15 protein-coding genes are annotated in these 14,433 nt (G+C 71.2%); 6 read left to right on the plus strand and 9 right to left on the minus strand.

Translation table 11 applies throughout. The features are described 5' to 3' along the window. Positions 1-24: 24 nt before the first annotated feature. Positions 25-477, minus strand: a complete 453-nt coding sequence (locus ACIPSE_RS32080; RefSeq protein WP_401669455.1) for a DUF5707 domain-containing protein — start codon at positions 475-477, stop codon at positions 25-27. A 237-nt stretch (positions 478-714) separates the two neighbouring features. On the opposite strand from ACIPSE_RS32080, the gene ACIPSE_RS32085 reads away from it, so the two are divergent. Further along, positions 715-1,299, plus strand: coding sequence for a cadmium resistance transporter (locus ACIPSE_RS32085; protein ID WP_401669975.1), 585 nt, complete (start codon positions 715-717; stop codon positions 1,297-1,299). On the opposite strand, the gene ACIPSE_RS32090 is transcribed toward ACIPSE_RS32085, so the two are convergent. From ACIPSE_RS32090 to ACIPSE_RS32100, 3 genes are all read right to left on the minus strand, one after another. Continuing rightward, on the minus strand, positions 1,265-1,726 hold the full coding sequence (locus tag ACIPSE_RS32090; RefSeq protein WP_401669457.1) for a hypothetical protein: 462 nt from the start codon (positions 1,724-1,726) through the stop codon (positions 1,265-1,267). The two genes, ACIPSE_RS32085 and ACIPSE_RS32090, sit on opposite strands and share 35 nt — an antisense overlap. Positions 1,727-1,954: 228 nt before the next feature. Continuing rightward, complete coding sequence (locus tag ACIPSE_RS32095) at positions 1,955-2,323, minus strand: YrdB family protein (protein WP_401669459.1); 369 nt, start codon at positions 2,321-2,323, stop codon at positions 1,955-1,957. A gap of 43 nt (positions 2,324-2,366) precedes the next feature. Then, on the minus strand, positions 2,367-2,711 hold the full coding sequence (locus tag ACIPSE_RS32100; protein WP_401669461.1) for a helix-turn-helix transcriptional regulator: 345 nt from the start codon (positions 2,709-2,711) through the stop codon (positions 2,367-2,369). 139 nt (positions 2,712-2,850) lie between these two features. Here ACIPSE_RS32100 and ACIPSE_RS32105 point away from each other — a divergent pair, with 139 nt between their 5' ends. Beyond that, positions 2,851-3,534: an ANTAR domain-containing protein gene (locus ACIPSE_RS32105; RefSeq protein WP_401669464.1), complete on the plus strand. Its 684-nt coding sequence runs from the start codon at positions 2,851-2,853 to the stop codon at positions 3,532-3,534. Between the two features lie 138 nt (positions 3,535-3,672). Here ACIPSE_RS32105 and ACIPSE_RS32110 read toward each other — a convergent pair whose 3' ends face one another. Both ACIPSE_RS32110 and ACIPSE_RS32115 read right to left on the minus strand, forming a co-directional pair. Then, on the minus strand, positions 3,673-4,050 hold the full coding sequence (locus ACIPSE_RS32110) for a cupin domain-containing protein (protein ID WP_401669467.1): 378 nt from the start codon (positions 4,048-4,050) through the stop codon (positions 3,673-3,675). Positions 4,051-4,199: 149 nt separating this feature from the next. Further along, positions 4,200-4,796 (minus strand): PadR family transcriptional regulator, encoded by a 597-nt coding sequence (locus tag ACIPSE_RS32115; protein WP_401669470.1) that lies wholly within the window; start codon positions 4,794-4,796, stop codon positions 4,200-4,202. Between the two features lie 76 nt (positions 4,797-4,872). On the opposite strand from ACIPSE_RS32115, the gene ACIPSE_RS32120 reads away from it, so the two are divergent. Together ACIPSE_RS32120 and ACIPSE_RS32125 are read left to right on the plus strand one after the other, a co-directional pair. Beyond that, the gene (locus tag ACIPSE_RS32120; RefSeq protein ID WP_401669472.1) at positions 4,873-5,550 is read left to right on the plus strand and encodes an ABC transporter ATP-binding protein; all 678 of its coding nucleotides are present in this window, start codon (positions 4,873-4,875) and stop codon (positions 5,548-5,550) included. A gap of 5 nt (positions 5,551-5,555) precedes the next feature. After that, positions 5,556-8,369: an FtsX-like permease family protein gene (locus ACIPSE_RS32125; RefSeq protein ID WP_401669977.1), complete on the plus strand. Its 2,814-nt coding sequence runs from the start codon at positions 5,556-5,558 to the stop codon at positions 8,367-8,369. Positions 8,370-9,167: 798 nt separating this feature from the next. Here ACIPSE_RS32125 and ACIPSE_RS32130 read toward each other — a convergent pair. Together ACIPSE_RS32130 and ACIPSE_RS32135 are read right to left on the minus strand one after the other, a co-directional pair. Beyond that, entirely contained in the window at positions 9,168-9,677 is a 510-nt protein-coding gene (locus tag ACIPSE_RS32130) for a MarR family winged helix-turn-helix transcriptional regulator (protein ID WP_401669474.1), read from the minus strand. Positions 9,678-9,700: 23 nt separating this feature from the next. Beyond that, complete coding sequence (locus tag ACIPSE_RS32135; protein ID WP_401669476.1) at positions 9,701-10,612, minus strand: NADP-dependent oxidoreductase; 912 nt, start codon at positions 10,610-10,612, stop codon at positions 9,701-9,703. A 248-nt stretch (positions 10,613-10,860) separates the two neighbouring features. Between ACIPSE_RS32135 and ACIPSE_RS32140 the strand changes: the two genes are divergently transcribed. Further along, positions 10,861-12,036, plus strand: coding sequence for a low temperature requirement protein A (locus ACIPSE_RS32140; protein WP_401669478.1), 1,176 nt, complete (start codon positions 10,861-10,863; stop codon positions 12,034-12,036). 70 nt (positions 12,037-12,106) lie between these two features. Here ACIPSE_RS32140 and ACIPSE_RS32145 read toward each other — a convergent pair whose 3' ends face one another. Next, complete coding sequence (locus tag ACIPSE_RS32145; protein WP_401669480.1) at positions 12,107-13,180, minus strand: ferritin-like protein; 1,074 nt, start codon at positions 13,178-13,180, stop codon at positions 12,107-12,109. Positions 13,181-13,398: 218 nt separating this feature from the next. Here ACIPSE_RS32145 and ilvC point away from each other — a divergent pair, with 218 nt between their 5' ends. Continuing rightward, positions 13,399-14,397: a ketol-acid reductoisomerase gene (gene ilvC / locus ACIPSE_RS32150; RefSeq protein ID WP_401669482.1), complete on the plus strand. Its 999-nt coding sequence runs from the start codon at positions 13,399-13,401 to the stop codon at positions 14,395-14,397. The last annotated feature ends 36 nt before the right edge of the window (positions 14,398-14,433 follow it).

Consider the following 14,433-nt stretch of genomic DNA (forward strand, 5'->3'; position numbering starts at 1 on the left):
ACCCTTGTGGATGTGACTGGTTGGCTAGCGCAGGGTGAAGTCGGCGGCGGTGGTGTCGAGGGTGGTGGTGCCGTTCTTGGCGGTCGCCAGGACGGCGACGTGCCAGGCACCCTGCGGGGAGCCCTTGGCCTCGGCACGGGTGACGGCCGCCTTGTAGGTGCAATGGACCGTGTCGTCGCCCGCGGGAGTGCAGGTGGCGGACTCCGCGTCGGCCAGGTCCTCGGCCGTCAGGCCCTTCTTGCCCAGGGAGGAGTCCTGCGGCCAGGCCAGCACCTTCACGCTCTTGACCCCGGAGGACGCCTTCACGTCCGTCGAGAACACCAGCGAGCCGTCGCCGTCCCCGGACGGAGCGGTGTATCGGGCGGTGCTGTCCGACAGCGACGGAGTCTGTTCACCGGCGTAGGCGAACGCGAAGGCACCCGCACCGCCGAGGACGACGACACCGGCAGAGACGAGGAGGGCGATACGACGGGACATGGTCAACTCCGCAACGATTGGTCAGTATGTGATCGGATCGGCCCAACTCGCTTGTGCCGATGGACAGATACTCGCCGCGCGGACGGATCCCGGGCATCGGACGACCTACTCAACCCCACCTGAGTAGCCGACCCGATCACCCACTGGTGTTCATGCGGGGTGGTGCGGGCGGCCAGCCGGTAGCGTCGGCCGGGTCATCGGCGCCGGAGGAGAGGGCAACCGTGCGTGGACCTGGGTATGGTCGGGCAGGCCGTAGGGCTGTTCGCCGTCACGAACGTCGACGACATCGTGATCCTGGCGCTGTTCTTCGCCGAGGGGGCCGGGCACCGGGGCTCCGCCCGCCGCATCGTGCTCGGCCAGTACCTGGGATTCGCCGCGATCCTCGTCGTGGCCGTGGCGGCGGCGGTCGGAGCCACGTTTCTGCCCGAGTCCGTCATCCCCTACCTCGGCCTGCTGCCCCTCGCGCTCGGCCTCAAGGCCGCCTGGCAGGCGTGGAGGGACCGCGGCGACAGCGGTGAAGGGGAGCCGGACCGGGACGGCGGGCCGGGTCCGTTGGAGGTCGCAGCGGTCACCTTCGCCAACGGCGGCGACAACATCGGCGTCTATGTTCCCGTCCTCGCCACGGCCGGTACCGGCGGGATGGCCGTCTACACGGTGGTGTTCCTCATCCTGGTGGCGGTGTGGTGCTTCGCCGGACGCTTCTTCGCCACCCGTCCCGTCGTCGCACAGGCCCTCGCCCGCTGGGGCCATGTCCTGCTGCCCCTGGTCCTGATCACCATCGGCCTGCTCATCCTCGTCGAAGGCGGCGCCTTCGGTCTGTGAGACGGCCGGGCAGGGTGGCGCCGGCCGTCCGGAACGCCTGCTGGTCCCACCGCTTCGGCGTCGGGAACAGCAGGCGCCGACCGGACATCGGCACTCGGCTTCGTCGTCCGCCTCCGGCCGGGCCCGTATCCACGAACACCTCGGCAGAACGGCGTCGGACCGTGGTGAGCACCGGCACGCACTCCGGCAGGCCCATCTGGCGCTGCCGCGCTACACGGCCGCGGGCCATGCGCTCGGGCAGGCCATCGCCCTCGACGGCATCGGCCGGTACCACGTCAGGCTCGACGCCCACCCGTGGGCGGCGCCGGACCACGGCCGGCGAGCCCTCGCCCGGGGCGAGGAGATCGGCGAAGCCAACGGGCAGGCGTACACCTGGGGCAGCCTCGGGTGCATCCATCATCATCTCGGCGAGTACGCGCAGGCCCATCTCGCCGACCTCGGGAACACCCGGTGCGCTGCGGCGCTGCTCGCTGCCGCTCGCTCGCGAGGCCTGGCCCCAGGCCCTGGCCCTGGCCCTCACCGGCGAGATCGGCCTGCCCGGTACCGCCCCGCTGCGCGCGAGCCTGCTCCGCAACCTCAACCGCCGCTCGTTGGAGGGCTCTTGAGTGCGTCTCACCGGGCACTGTCGGGGTGGGGAGGCAAGGATGAGGCCCCGTCAGGCCGCCCGGTGCATCAGGGCGTTTCGGTCCAGGGTCGCGAGGACGGTGTTGACCGCGGCCACGACGGCGAAGACGGTGGCCCAGCCGTGGAGGCCCATGGCGTGGAGGGCAGCCGCCGCGGCACCGAAGACGAGCACCTTGACGGCGAGAACGCCCGCCAGGCGTACCGGTATCCGGGCCTTCGGGGCGGCGAACAGGCCCCACAGGACGGCCGCCGCCGTGGGAGCGGCGACGGCGAGGAGGAGACGCGCCGCGGTGTTCTCCGTGGTCTGCCATCCCCAGCAGGCGAGCACGGCGAGGGCCGCCAACTCCAGGAGGAACGCCAGCCCTTCGTTGATCACGTGCAGGGGGGTGGGGAGCGTCATCGGATGTCGTCCTTCAGCGTCCCTCACCGTCCCTCACCGTCCTTCACCGCTCCTCGTCGGGGTCCGGGGCGGCCGGGGTGGTGTCGGTTCGGTCGTGGGGGGCGAGCAGGGCGAGGAGGGCGGCGACGGTGGCTTCGCCGTCGGCGGGGTGGCGCAGCACGGTGTCGGGTGAGACCCGGTAGAGGTTGGAGCGGCCCTGGCGGATGTGGGTCAGGTAGCCGCCTTCTTCGAGGTCGGCGATGATCCGCTGGACCGCGCGCTCGGTGAGGCGGCAGCGCGCGGCGATGTCGCGGATGCGGGTGGTGTCGTTCTCGGCGACGGCGGCCAGCACTCGCGCGTGGTTGGTCAGAAAGGTCCAGCTCGCATACGGCTCGGCGACTTCGTCCATACCCACAGAGTAGGACGGACGTTTCACGCTTTCAAAAGCACGACTTCAATTTCATGTATTACTTGACGTGTAAGGCGTGGATGGGGATCCTGGAACCATCACGGAAGGAACCCGGAAGGACGGATGTTCGGGAGTCGCCATGTCCGATCACCTCACCGCCCTGCCAGGCGGTCAGAAGTGCACCGACTGCGGGGCCCCATGGCGCTCCGCCTCGCCGTTCCCGCGGCTGTCGCTGACCGTCCATACCGGCCCGCACGGACGGCACGCCCTGGTCACTGCGTCCGGCGAGATCGACTTCGACAGCAGTCACACCCTCCTGCGGACACTGGAAGACGCCCTGGAGCAGTCCGCCGACGGGCTCGAAGTGGACCTCGCCCGCATCTCGTTCTGCGACTGCTCCGGACTCAACGCCCTCCTGCTCATCCGCCGGCGCGCGAGCGAGACGGCCAAGACCCTCACCGTCAGGGTCTCCAGCCCAGCCGTGCAGCACCTGCTCGAACTGACCGGCACCCTCGACACCCTCACCGCGCCGGACCCGGAACAGGGCGCGGCCCCGGCGGACGACGCCGTCCGGACGGAGAACGACCAACTGCGACGCGCCATGCAGACCAGGCCCGCCATAGACATCGCCCGCGGCATCCTCATGGCCTCCTACACCCTCAGCGCCGAGCAGGCATGGAACGTCCTGGTGAGCACCTCACAGAACAGCAACATCAAACTCCACCTGCTCGCCGAGGCGCTCCTGGACACCGTGCACGGCCAGAACCTGCCCCAGCCGCTAGTCGGCCACCTGGCGAAGGCCGTCAAAGAGCACGCGGCTTAGGCAAGCCCAGCACGCCCTGTTCGGTGTCGGCCATGGCCTTCACGGGGTGGGTGTCCCCGCGCCGGGGACCATCCCTCAGCGGCCTGGGTGCGACCCGCGCCGGCCTCGTCCCAGGCAGCCTGCGCGGACGCGCGGGCTTCAGGCCAGGTTCTCGGCCGGCCTGGTCATCGGGCCGCCCGCGTCGCCCGTGTTGAGCGTTCCCGCCGGTTCCAGCAGCAGGATCGCCGTCTCCTCCTCGGCGCGGGGGCAGTGTTCGACTCCGCGGGGCACGACGAACAGCTGGCCGGGTCCCAGGACCACGTCCCCGTCCCGGAGCTGGATGGTCAGACGGCCGCTGACGACCAGGAACAGTTCGTCGGTGTCCTCATGGGTGTGCCAGACGAACTCCCCTTTCAGCTTGGCGAGTTTGGCCTCGTAGTCGTTGAAGGTCGCGATCTTCTTCTGCGACCACAGCTCGCTGAACTGCGACAGCCTCTCGGCCAGGTCGACGGGTACGGCGGGCGACTGTGCGGACATGCGGGGGCCCTTCTCGTGGTCGGTCCGCCCGGAGGCGGTGGGCCTTCAGCGTGTCGCGCCTCGGAGGCGTCCGTCTTGTACGTTCCTCACCGGCCCGAGCCGACCGGGGCGCCGAGCGGTCCCGCGATCGTGGGGGCCTGCGTGCTCGGTCAGCCGCTTGCTTCGCGCAGTGACGGGGGCTCGTGGTCCTGGCACGGCTCGGCGCTGTCGGCGGCCGTCGCGAGGGGGGCCAGTCGGTCGATCGCGCCCTCCACCAGGCCCAGGTCGGCCTTGGTGTGGGCGATGGCGGCGTCGAGGAGCAGGGTGACCAGTGGGTCGTCGGTGTGGGTGCGGCGCAGCCGGGAGAGTCCGGCGAGTTCGGCGAGGTAGGTGGCGCGCTGGGCCTCGACGAAGGTGTCCAGGGCGTCGGTGCCGAGGGCGGAGGCACCGAACAGTTTGAGGAAGAGCTCGTCGCGGAATCCGCCGGTGCGCACCCAGGCGGTGGTGGCCCAGTCCCGTACCTCCTCCTGGCCGGCCGGGGTGAGCCGGTAGAGGGTCTTGTCGGGCCGGTCGGACTGGGTGACCTGCGAGCGGGTGACGAATCCGTCGCGGACCAGCCGGTCGAGGATCTGGTAGAGGTGGCCGATGTTGAGGCCGCCCCACTGGGGCCCGATGGCGTCCTCGAAGCGCCCCTTGAGCTCGTAGCCGTGGCTCTCGCCCTCGGTGAGCAGGGCGAGCACGGCGTGGTGCAGCGGCAATGTACACACCTCCTGGATTGTGACAATGTACCGCTGCATTGTGGCAATGCAGGAGGAGCGAACCGTGGGTGTGAGGTTGAGGGGTGTGACCCGCCGGTATCCGGGGCTGGTCGCCCTGGACGGCGTCGATCTGGAGATCGGTGACGGTGAGGCGGTCGCGATCACCGGCCCGTCGGGATCGGGCAAGTCCACCGTGCTGCATCTGGTCGGCGGCATGGACCGGCCCGACGAGGGGACGATCGAGGTGGACGGCGAGCTCCTCGCGCCCCGCCGGCTGGACGCGCACCGGCGGCGGACCGGGTTCGTGTTCCAGCGTTTCCATCTGCTGCCCGCGCTCACGGTGCTGGACAACGTGCTCGCTCCGGTGCTGCCGCGCCGCGTGGACTTCGACCGCAGGGCCCGCGCGATGGAGCTGCTGGAGGCGGTGGGGCTCGCGGCGCGCGCCGACGCGCTGCCGTCCGAACTCTCCGGCGGCCAGCAGCAGCGCGTGGCCATCTCCCGTGCGCTGATCGGCCGGCCGGGTCTGCTGCTGGCCGACGAGCCGACCGGCAACCTCGACAGCGCGACCGGCCGGGAGATCGTCGACCTGCTGCTCTCCCTGCGGGAGCGGTACGGCATGACCATGCTGCTGAGCACGCACGATCCCGAGGTCGCCGTCAGCTGCGACCGGATCGTACGGCTGCGCGACGGACGGGTCGTCGCGGACGAGACGCTCACACCGGCCGACGGTGTGCTCGACCGGCTCGGGGGCCTGCGCCCGTGATCGCCATGATCCTCTCCCAGTTGCGGCGGCGCCGTGCCCGCGCCCTGGCGCTCACCTCGGCCATCCTGGTCGCGGCCACCGGCTTCACCCTGCTCACCTCGACGGTCACCACCAGCCAGGCCCGTACGACCGGACTCGTCGAGGACAGCGCGCGCTCCGCCTACGACATCCTGGTGCGCCCGCCGGGCACCGGCACCGCCGTCGAACGTGAACGGGGCCTGGTGGAGGCGAACTTCCTCTCGGGGGTCTTCGGCGGCATCACGCTCGGCCAGTACGAGCGGATCAAGGACCTCGCCGGTGTGGAGACGGCCGCGCCCGTCGCCAACGTCGGCTATCTGATGGTGCAGAGCACGGTCCCGGTGGACGTCTCCGCGTTCCGGGACAGCGACGAACCCGCCCAACTCCTGCGTCTGACACCGCGTCTGACGGTGGGTCTGGGCAGCTATCCGGTCGCCGACCAGTACGTCTACCTCACCCGCAACCCCATCGTCACCCACCAGAAGTGGAACAAGGACGAGACCCTCTGGCCCGGTCTCCAGCACGAGATCGACGGCGCGGACCGGTACGCGGTGTGCTGGTTCTACAACGAGGACAAGAAGGGCGACACCTACGACATCCTGGGCGAGCGGCTGCCACAGCCGCTGTTCGTGTGGAACCCGGTGCCGAAGTCGGCGTTCACCCCCGACGCCCGTTCCCGCATGACCTGCGTCCCGGGCGACGGCGAGGCCGTCGCGCGTGTCCCGGTGGCCTACCCCGTACTGCTGTCGGCGATCGACCCGGTCGCGGAGGACGCGTTGGTGGGTCTGCGTTCCGCGGTCTCCTCCGGCCGGATGCTCACCGCGAAGGACCGGCCCTTCTGGGGACCGGACGCCTTCGACCTCAACCCCGTGGAGTCCGAACGCCAGCACGACTGGCAGGTCCCGGTGGTCCTCAGCGACCGCGCCCTGACCGCCGGCACCCTGGAGGCGACCGTGCGGCGGCTCGACGTCGGCGACCCGGCCACCCTCGCCGCCAGGCTGAGCAGTCCCCGGGCGCACGACTTCGTGAACGCGCTGAAGGGCACGGAACTGGGCCGGGCGGGCGCCGACCTCGGCGCGGGCCTGCGCACCGTGACGACCGCGGACGACTTCGAGATACCCGTGTACTGGACCGTCGGCCCCGTCGACTACGCCCCCACCGGGGACGGCCTCACCGCGCGCACCCGGCCCGCCCAGTCACCCGACCTGTGGAAGACCAACTGGGAGGACGGCCTGGTGGCCAACGTCCCGGAGGAGAACGAGGGCACCCAGTACCGCGAGGTCACCGCCCACGCCTCCACGACGTGCATGAACACCAAGAGCTGCGACTACGAGAACGCCGGGCGGGGCGCGACGCCGATCCTGAACATCGTGGGCCGCTACGACACCGACCGGCTCCGCGGGTTCTCCACGCTCTCCCAGGTCCCCCTGGAGACCTACCGCTCGCCGCAGGTCACCGGTGCGGACGAGCGGTCCCGGGCGCTGCTCGGCGACCGGCCGCTGCTGCCGGACCGCAACCTCGGCGGCTATCTCAGCCCGCCGCCCACCCTGCTCACCACGATGGACTCCCTCTCGGTCATCACCCACAGCCGCAGGAAGCCCACAGCGCAGGAGAAGGCGCCGGTCAGCGCGGTGCGCATCCGGGTCGCCGGGGTCACCGGGGTCGACCCGGCCTCCCGCGCCCGCGTCAACTCCGTCGCCGGGCAGATCCGCGCCGCCTACCCGAACCTCCAGGTCGACGTGACCGTCGGCAGCTCCCCGGCGCCCCAGACGGTGGCCCTGCCCCAGAACGTCAAGGTCACCGAGTACTGGGTGGCCAAGGGGGTCGCCCTGAGAATCCTCAGGGCGGTGGACACCAAGAGCGCGGTCCTGTTCGGCCTGGTCCTGGTGGTCTGCGCCCTGTTCGTCGGGCAGGCCGCGCTGGCCTCCGTACGCTCCCGGCGCTCCGAGATCGGCACCCTGCGTTGCGTCGGGTGGAGCGCATCGGAGATCCTCCGGCTCATCCTCGGCGAGCTCGCGGTGATCGGGCTCGGCGCGGGCACCCTCGGTGCCCTCCTCGCCCGTGGCCTGGGAGCCCTGCTCGGCCTGCCCGTTTCGACGGCCAAGGCGGCCCTCGTCCTGCCCGTCGCGCTGCTGCTCACGCTGGCCGCCGGACTGCTCCCCGCGTGGCGGGCCACCCGGGTCCAGCCGTTGGACGCCGTCACTCCCCCGGTCACCGGGGCGCGGCGCGCGGCGGGCGCCCGTTCGGTCGTCGGCCTCGCCCTCAACAACCTGGTGCGGGTGCCGGGGCGTACCGCGCTGGGCGCCGCCGGACTCGCGCTCGGTGTGGCCGCGTTCACCGTGCTGCTCACGCTGACGCTCGCCTTCCAGGGTGAGGTGGCGGGGTCGCTGCTGGGCAACGCCGTCGTGGCGCAGGCCCGGGCGGCCGACTATCTCAGCGTCGCGCTGACCCTGCTGCTCGGCGCGGCCGGCGCGGTCGACGTCCTGATCCTCTCCCTGCGTGAACGGGCGGCCGACCTGGCCGTGTTGAGCGCCTCCGGCTGGTCGCGGCGCGAACTCGGGCGCCTCGCCCTGTACGAGGGGGCCGGGCTCGCCCTCCTGGGCGGAATCACCGGTGCGGCGGCGGGACTTGCCACGGTCCTCGCGGTGGGCCGGGGCCTGTGGGGCGGGCGGTTCCTGGTCATGACCGGGGCGGCTGCGCTGTCGACCCTGGCGGGCGTCGCCCTCGTCTGCGGGGTCCTCGCGCTCAGCATCCGCGGGCTGCACCGCACTTCACCGGCGCGCCTGCTCGCCGGCGAGTAGGCGGGGCGTGCGTGGGCAGGGGCGGAGGGATTTCGGGGGGGCCGGAGGGAGGGCTGGCAGAGCGTGCCGCCGGGGGGCTGTCGGAGAAGGCTGACGGAGGGGTGCCGGCGGGACGGTGCCGGCGCAGGGGGCCGGAGGAGGGGCGCCGGAGGAGGGGCGCCGGAGGAGGGGCGCCGGAGGAGGGGCGCCGGAGGAGGGGCGCCGGAGGCACGATGCTGACGGAGGGGTACTGGCAGAGTGTCGGCGATCAGTTCGAGGCATCTGCGGTCGTCGGTGGTGAAGGCTCCTTCGTCCGCCCCGTCCCGGTACGCGTCACCGAGAGCGGGGAGCGGGGGTGTCGGCGGGGCGACCCGGGAGCGTGGGCCGCTCGCCCGGCAGTTCGTCGGTCAGTCGATCGGGAGCCGACGGTGGGTGGTCCGGCGGACGGGCGGTCCGGCGGTGACTCCGTCAGACCGCCAGTGGTCCGGTAGCCACTCCGTCGTCAGTCGGCGGTCCGGTAGTCACTCCGTCGGAGACCGGCGGTCCGACGGTGACTCCCACGTCGGCCGGCGGTCAGGCGGTCACTTCGCCGGAGGCCTGCGGTCCAGCAGCCACTCCGCCGTCGACCAGCAGCCCGGCAACCACCGCCGGAAGCTGGCCACCCGGCAACCACTCCACCGAGAACCGGTGATCCGACGGTCACTCCACCGGGAGTCGGCGATCCAGCGGCCACTCCACCGAACACCGGTGATCCGACGGCCACTCCGCCGGGAACCGGTCGTCCGGAGGTCACTCCGCCAAAGCCCTCCGATCCAGCAGTCACTCCGTCGTCGACCGCCGGGCGTGGTCCTTGAGGGACTTCTCGATGGTGCGGGCCCAGGTGGTGAACGACTCGGCCTGCTCGGTGGTGAGTTCGCGTACGGAGATCTCCTCCAGGGCGCGCCACATGTCGGCGATGGGTTCTTGGAGGGCGCGGCCCTGGTCGGTGAGGTGGACGACCATGACGCGCCGGTCGTGCTCGGCGGGCTCGCGGGTCAGCAGTCCCGCCTCCTGCATGCGGCGCAGGGATTTGGAGACGGTGGAGTGGTCGAGGCCCGCGTGGTCGAGGAGTTCCGCCTGGGTCCGGTGGTCGCGGTCGAAGAGCTGCATCAGCAGGAGTTCCTGGCCGGGGTGCAGGTTCAGCGCGCGGAGCATGGTGGCGGCGTGGGCGCGGTGGGCGCGGGCGAGCTGGAAGACGGCGTAGCTCAGGCGTCCGTCGCGTGCGGTGTCGGGGAGGGCGGGGTCGGCGGCCGGGGCGGGATCGGGCGCGGGGGCGGGGGTGTCGGGCATGGTCTGTTCCTCGTCGTGCGGGGTCAGTTGACGGTGAGGACGATCTTGCCTCGGTTGTGGCCGGCGTCGCTGGCCTGCTGGGCCTTGGCCGCGTCCGTCAGGGGATGGGTGACGCTGATCGTGGTGACCAGGGTGCCGTCGGCGGCCTGCCGGGCCAGTTCGGCCAGCCGGGCGGCGGAGCGCCGCTGGGGGCCCTCGGCGAAGACGACACCGAGTTCACGGGCGCGGAAGTCGGCAGTGGTGACGATCCGGTCGGTCGTGCCGCGCAGGGCGATGGAGTCCTCCAGCGCGCCCTTGCCCGCGGCGTCGAAGACCGCGTCCACTCCTTCGGGGGCCAGCGCGCGGACCCGTTCGACGAGCTGGTCGCCGTAGACGAGGGCAGTGGCGCCGAGGGAGGTGACGTACTCCTGGTTGACGGGCGAGGCGGTGCCAAGGACACGGGCGCCGCGGGCGACGGCGAGCTGGACGGCGATGGTGCCCAACGCCCCGGACGCCCCGTGGATGAGGAGGGTGTCGCCGGCGCCGACGTCCAGCAGGTCCAGGACACGTTCAGCACCGTCGGTGGCGACCGGCAGGGCGGCGGCATGCGTCCAGTCCAGTGCGGCAGGCTTCGGGGCCAGAACATCGGCGGAGGCCAGAGCGTACTGGGCGTAGGACCCGGTGTCGGACCAGCCCAGGACCTCATCCCCCACCTTCAGGCCGACGCCCTCGCCCACGGCGTCCACCACACCGGCGATCTCACCACCGGGAACCGCCGGGAGCGCGGTCGGGAAGACGGCCTCCATACCCCCGGCACGGATCTTGCCGTCCACCGGATTCACCCCGACGGCCTTCACCCGCACCCGGACCTGCCCGGGACCGGGCTCGGGAACCTCCAGCTCCGCCTCACGCAGAACCTCGATACCACCGAACGCGTCGAAAACGACAGCCTTCATGACCCTCATGGCCTTCATAGCCCTCATAACTGTCCTCCATGATCGCGAACCGACACCAGCCCTCTTAATGTGGCCAGCCACATAAAAGTAGCACCGGATATGTGGCTAGCCAAGTAATGCCGGTGATCCTCGTCGCCGTCCGACGGACACCTGTCACAGAACCCCGCCCGACCCGGTCGTAGACAACGGCGGCCAGCCGGTGGCCGTCGTCGATGCGGTTTCGTCCGAGAGGTCAGGATCAGGGCGTCATGAGTCAGTCCTCGAATGTGTTCAGTGCCTGGTACCAGCCCATGCTGGGGCGCCGGGCGAGTGAGGAGCATCGCGCCGCCAGCGCGCTGGAGCTGTTCTTCGATCTCTGTTTCGTCGCCGCCGTGGCGCAGGCGTCGTCCGCGTTCGAGCACGAGGTGGCGTCGGGGCACGCGGGACGGGGACTGGTCGGCTACGCCCTGGTGTTCTTCGCGATCTGGTGGGCCTGGATGAACTTCACCTGGTTCGCCTCGGCGTACGACACGGACGACGTGGCGTACCGGCTGCTGACGCTGGTGCAGATCGTCGGCACGCTCGTGATGGCCGCCGGCGCCGGAAAGGCCCTGGAACACGGGGACTTCACCGTCATCACCTGGGGGTACGTGGTGATGCGGCTGGCCATGGTCAGTCAGTGGGTGCGTGCCGCCTGCACGGACCGCGCGCGTCGGCGCTCCGCCCTGCGCTACGCCGTCGGCATCCTCGTCCTCCAGCTCGGCTGGCTGCTGCGGCTGGCTCTGCCGCACGGTGGCGGGACGGTCACGTTCGCGGTGCTCGCCGTGCTGGAACTCGCCGTGCCGGTCTGGGCGGAGCGGGCCGAGGGCACCACCTGGCATCCGCGGCACATAGCCGAGCGGTACGGGCTGTTCACCCTGATCGTGCTCGGCGAGTCCGTGATGGCGGCCTGCGTCGCCGTCGGTGCCGCACTCGACGGTCACGCCGGCCTCGGATCCGTCCTGCCCATCGCGCTGGGCGGGCTGCTGACCGTCTTCGCCCTGTGGTGGCTGTACTTCGCACAGGACGCGCCGCGCCGTCTCCGGACGCAGCGGACGGCAATGCTGTGGGGCTACGGCCACTACGTCGTGTTCGCGGCAGCCGCTGCCGTCGGCGCGGGGCTCGCGGTCGAGGTCGCCCACGCCACCGGCAGCCGTGCGCTCACCGACGTCCAGGCCGCCGCCGTCTACACGGTGCCCGTCGCCCTCTTCGTCGTCTGCGTGTGGCTGCTGCACCGGCGCATCGCCCAGGTGTCCAGGGCGGCCGACGCACTCGCGCCGGTCGCCGCCGTCGCCGTCCTCGCCTCGACGGCCGCGCCGTACCCCGTGCTGTGCACCGGCGCGATCGTCTCCCTGCTCATCGCAGGGTCGCTCGTCCTCGGTCGGCCCGCCGCGACTCGCCCCTGACCCCCCGTCCTGCGGCTCCGCCGTCGGCGCGTGGTGCCCCGGCGACGGAGCATCGGGGGTGCGGTGCACCCTAGAGCCGGTCCTCGGGGGCGACGTACTCGAAGGTCGGGGCGGCGGCCAGGCCGTCGTCGTCCAGCAGGGCCATCAGGCTCTGCGCCTGGCCCTTGGCCGCGTACATCGTGCCGACCGACATACCGAGCATCGCCGGGTTGCCGTTGAACGCCTGCTCCAGCATCTGGAGCATCTTGCAGTAGGTCTGGTTGAAGGCCTCCTGCGCGGTGCGGATCGGGCTGCCCTCGGGGTGGTCCGCCAGCCGCTGATCGGGGCGCAACGGACGCACTCCCGCCGGGTCGACGGTGACGGGGTCGCCGGTGGGGCCGGACTCCGGGGTGTCACCGGGTTGGTAGCGCCGTCCCACGGCGAGTTCCTGGAACCGGTAGTAGTGCGAGACGGCCTGGGTCTCGGGGTGGAACAGGTCCTTGTCACCGTCCCAGACGTCGGCGCGGGCCGCGCCCTCCCCCTGTTCGACGATCTCCTCCAGCGCCGCGAGCGCGCTGCTCAGGTCGGTGACGGGGGCGAGGTGACCGGCGGTGTGGGCGAAGGGGCCGCCGGAGACCTGACGGGCGGGGTCGCCGGTGAAGACCTGCTCCTCGCCGAGTTCGGCGCACAGGGCCCGCAGACCCTTCTCGACCGCGTCGTAGAACTGCCCGATCGTCTCGTAGTGGTCGCTCTCCGCGAGGTCCCCGGGGTGCGCGGGCTGTTCCAGGCGCAGGAACATCGCGAGGGCCTCCTCGCCGAACGGCAGGAGCGACAGCTCGATGGAGGGGTCGGCGTGCGGCATGGTTCGCGGATGCTGCGCCAGCATGTGCGGTGCGTCCAGGCGGGGTCGGCCGCCGACCGCGTTCAGCAGGTTCGCGACCAGGGCGAGATGGATCATCTCCTCGACGAACACCCCGCCGATCAACTGGACGGCGTCCGGGTTGCGTTCGGCGTCGAGGGAGTAGAGCGCCGTCAGGTACGGCGGCAGGGTGGAGTGTTCGATCTCGATCGCCCATTGCAGATGTGTGCGGAGGTCTTCGAGGGTGGTGATGCCGGTCGTGGCGGCGGCGGTCGTGGAGGTGGGGGTGGTCGGGGTTCCGGGCATGGCGGAAGGCTCGTCTCGGCTTGGTGGAGTCGAGGGGTGCTGACGGTGTGGGCACACCCTCCGAGGTCACACCACTGACCGGTGAGTCCTGGCATCTGTGACAGGCGCCGCGCGCCGCCCCGGGGCCCCCGCACATGACACTGTCTTACGGTTTCCCACGCATCCGACACCCATCGACCGTGCGATAGTGTCAATGTCATCGTTGAAAGGTGTGTTCCATGGCAGAGCTGTTCTACGACTCGGACGCCGATCTGTCCCTCGTCCAGGGCCGCAAGGTCGCGGTCATCGGTTACGGCAGCCAGGGCCACGCCCATGCGCTGTCCCTGCGGGACTCCGGCGTCGACGTGCGGGTGGGTCTGCACGAGGACTCCCGGTCCCGGGCCGTGGCCGAGGAGCAGGGCCTGCGGGTGGTGACGGTCGCCGAGGCCGCCGCCGAGGCCGACCTCATCATGATCCTGGTCCCGGACCCGCTCCAGGGCGAGATCTACGAGCAGCACATCGCCCCGCATCTGGAGGACGGCGACGCGCTGTTCTTCGGCCATGGGTTCAACATCCGGTTCGGCTTCGTCAAGCCGCCGGCCGGGGTGGACGTGTGCATGGTCGCGCCCAAGGGGCCGGGCCATCTGGTGCGCCGTCAGTACGAGGAGGGCCGCGGGGTTCCGTGTCTCGTGGCCGTGGAGCAGGACGCGACCGGCGCCGGGCTCGCGCTGGCCCTGTCGTACGCCAAGGGCATCGGTGGGACCCGGGCCGGTGTCATCAGGACGACGTTCACCGAGGAGACCGAGACGGATCTCTTCGGTGAGCAGGCCGTTCTGGCGGGCGGTGTCACCGCTCTGGTCAAGGCCGGTTTCGAGACGCTGACCGACGCCGGATACCAGCCGGAGATCGCGTACTTCGAGTGCCTGCACGAGCTGAAGCTGATCGTCGACCTCATGTACGAGGGCGGCCTGGGCAAGATGCGCTGGTCGATCTCGGAGACCGCCGAGTGGGGCGACTACGTCACCGGTCCGCGGATCATCACGGACGCCACCAAGGCCGAGATGAGGAAGGTCCTCGCCGAGATCCAGGACGGCACCTTCGCCCGGGAGTGGATGGCCGAGTACCACGGCGGTCTGAAGAGGTACCAGGAGTACCGGAAGCAGGACTCCGAGCTGCTGCTGGAGACCACCGGCAAGCAGCTGCGGAAGCTGATGAGCTGGGTGGACGAGAAGGCGTAGGGGTGGATGGAGGGGCCGTACGGGGCCGGGCCATCA

This window comes from Streptomyces sp. NPDC090106, assembly GCF_044747265.1.
Lineage (GTDB): Bacteria > Actinomycetota > Actinomycetes > Streptomycetales > Streptomycetaceae > Streptomyces.

Bases quoted from the DNA above. Each gene is read 5' to 3' on its own strand.
- ACIPSE_RS32080 (WP_401669455.1), bottom strand. From the start codon at position 477: ATGTCCCGTCGTATCGCCCTCCTCGTCTCTGCCGGTGTCGTCGTCCTC.
- ACIPSE_RS32085 (WP_401669975.1), top strand. From the start codon at position 715: ATGGTCGGGCAGGCCGTAGGGCTGTTCGCCGTCACGAACGTCGACGAC.
- ACIPSE_RS32090 (WP_401669457.1), bottom strand. From the start codon at position 1,726: ATGGGCCTGCGCGTACTCGCCGAGATGATGATGGATGCACCCGAGGCT.
- ACIPSE_RS32095 (WP_401669459.1), bottom strand. From the start codon at position 2,323: ATGACGCTCCCCACCCCCCTGCACGTGATCAACGAAGGGCTGGCGTTC.
- ACIPSE_RS32100 (WP_401669461.1), bottom strand. From the start codon at position 2,711: ATGGACGAAGTCGCCGAGCCGTATGCGAGCTGGACCTTTCTGACCAAC.
- ACIPSE_RS32105 (WP_401669464.1), top strand. From the start codon at position 2,851: ATGTCCGATCACCTCACCGCCCTGCCAGGCGGTCAGAAGTGCACCGAC.
- ACIPSE_RS32110 (WP_401669467.1), bottom strand. From the start codon at position 4,050: ATGTCCGCACAGTCGCCCGCCGTACCCGTCGACCTGGCCGAGAGGCTG.
- ACIPSE_RS32125 (WP_401669977.1), top strand. From the start codon at position 5,556: ATGATCCTCTCCCAGTTGCGGCGGCGCCGTGCCCGCGCCCTGGCGCTC.
- ACIPSE_RS32130 (WP_401669474.1), bottom strand. From the start codon at position 9,677: ATGCCCGACACCCCCGCCCCCGCGCCCGATCCCGCCCCGGCCGCCGAC.
- ACIPSE_RS32135 (WP_401669476.1), bottom strand. From the start codon at position 10,612: ATGAAGGCTGTCGTTTTCGACGCGTTCGGTGGTATCGAGGTTCTGCGT.
- ACIPSE_RS32140 (WP_401669478.1), top strand. From the start codon at position 10,861: ATGAGTCAGTCCTCGAATGTGTTCAGTGCCTGGTACCAGCCCATGCTG.
- ACIPSE_RS32145 (WP_401669480.1), bottom strand. From the start codon at position 13,180: ATGCCCGGAACCCCGACCACCCCCACCTCCACGACCGCCGCCGCCACG.
- ilvC (WP_401669482.1), top strand. From the start codon at position 13,399: ATGGCAGAGCTGTTCTACGACTCGGACGCCGATCTGTCCCTCGTCCAG.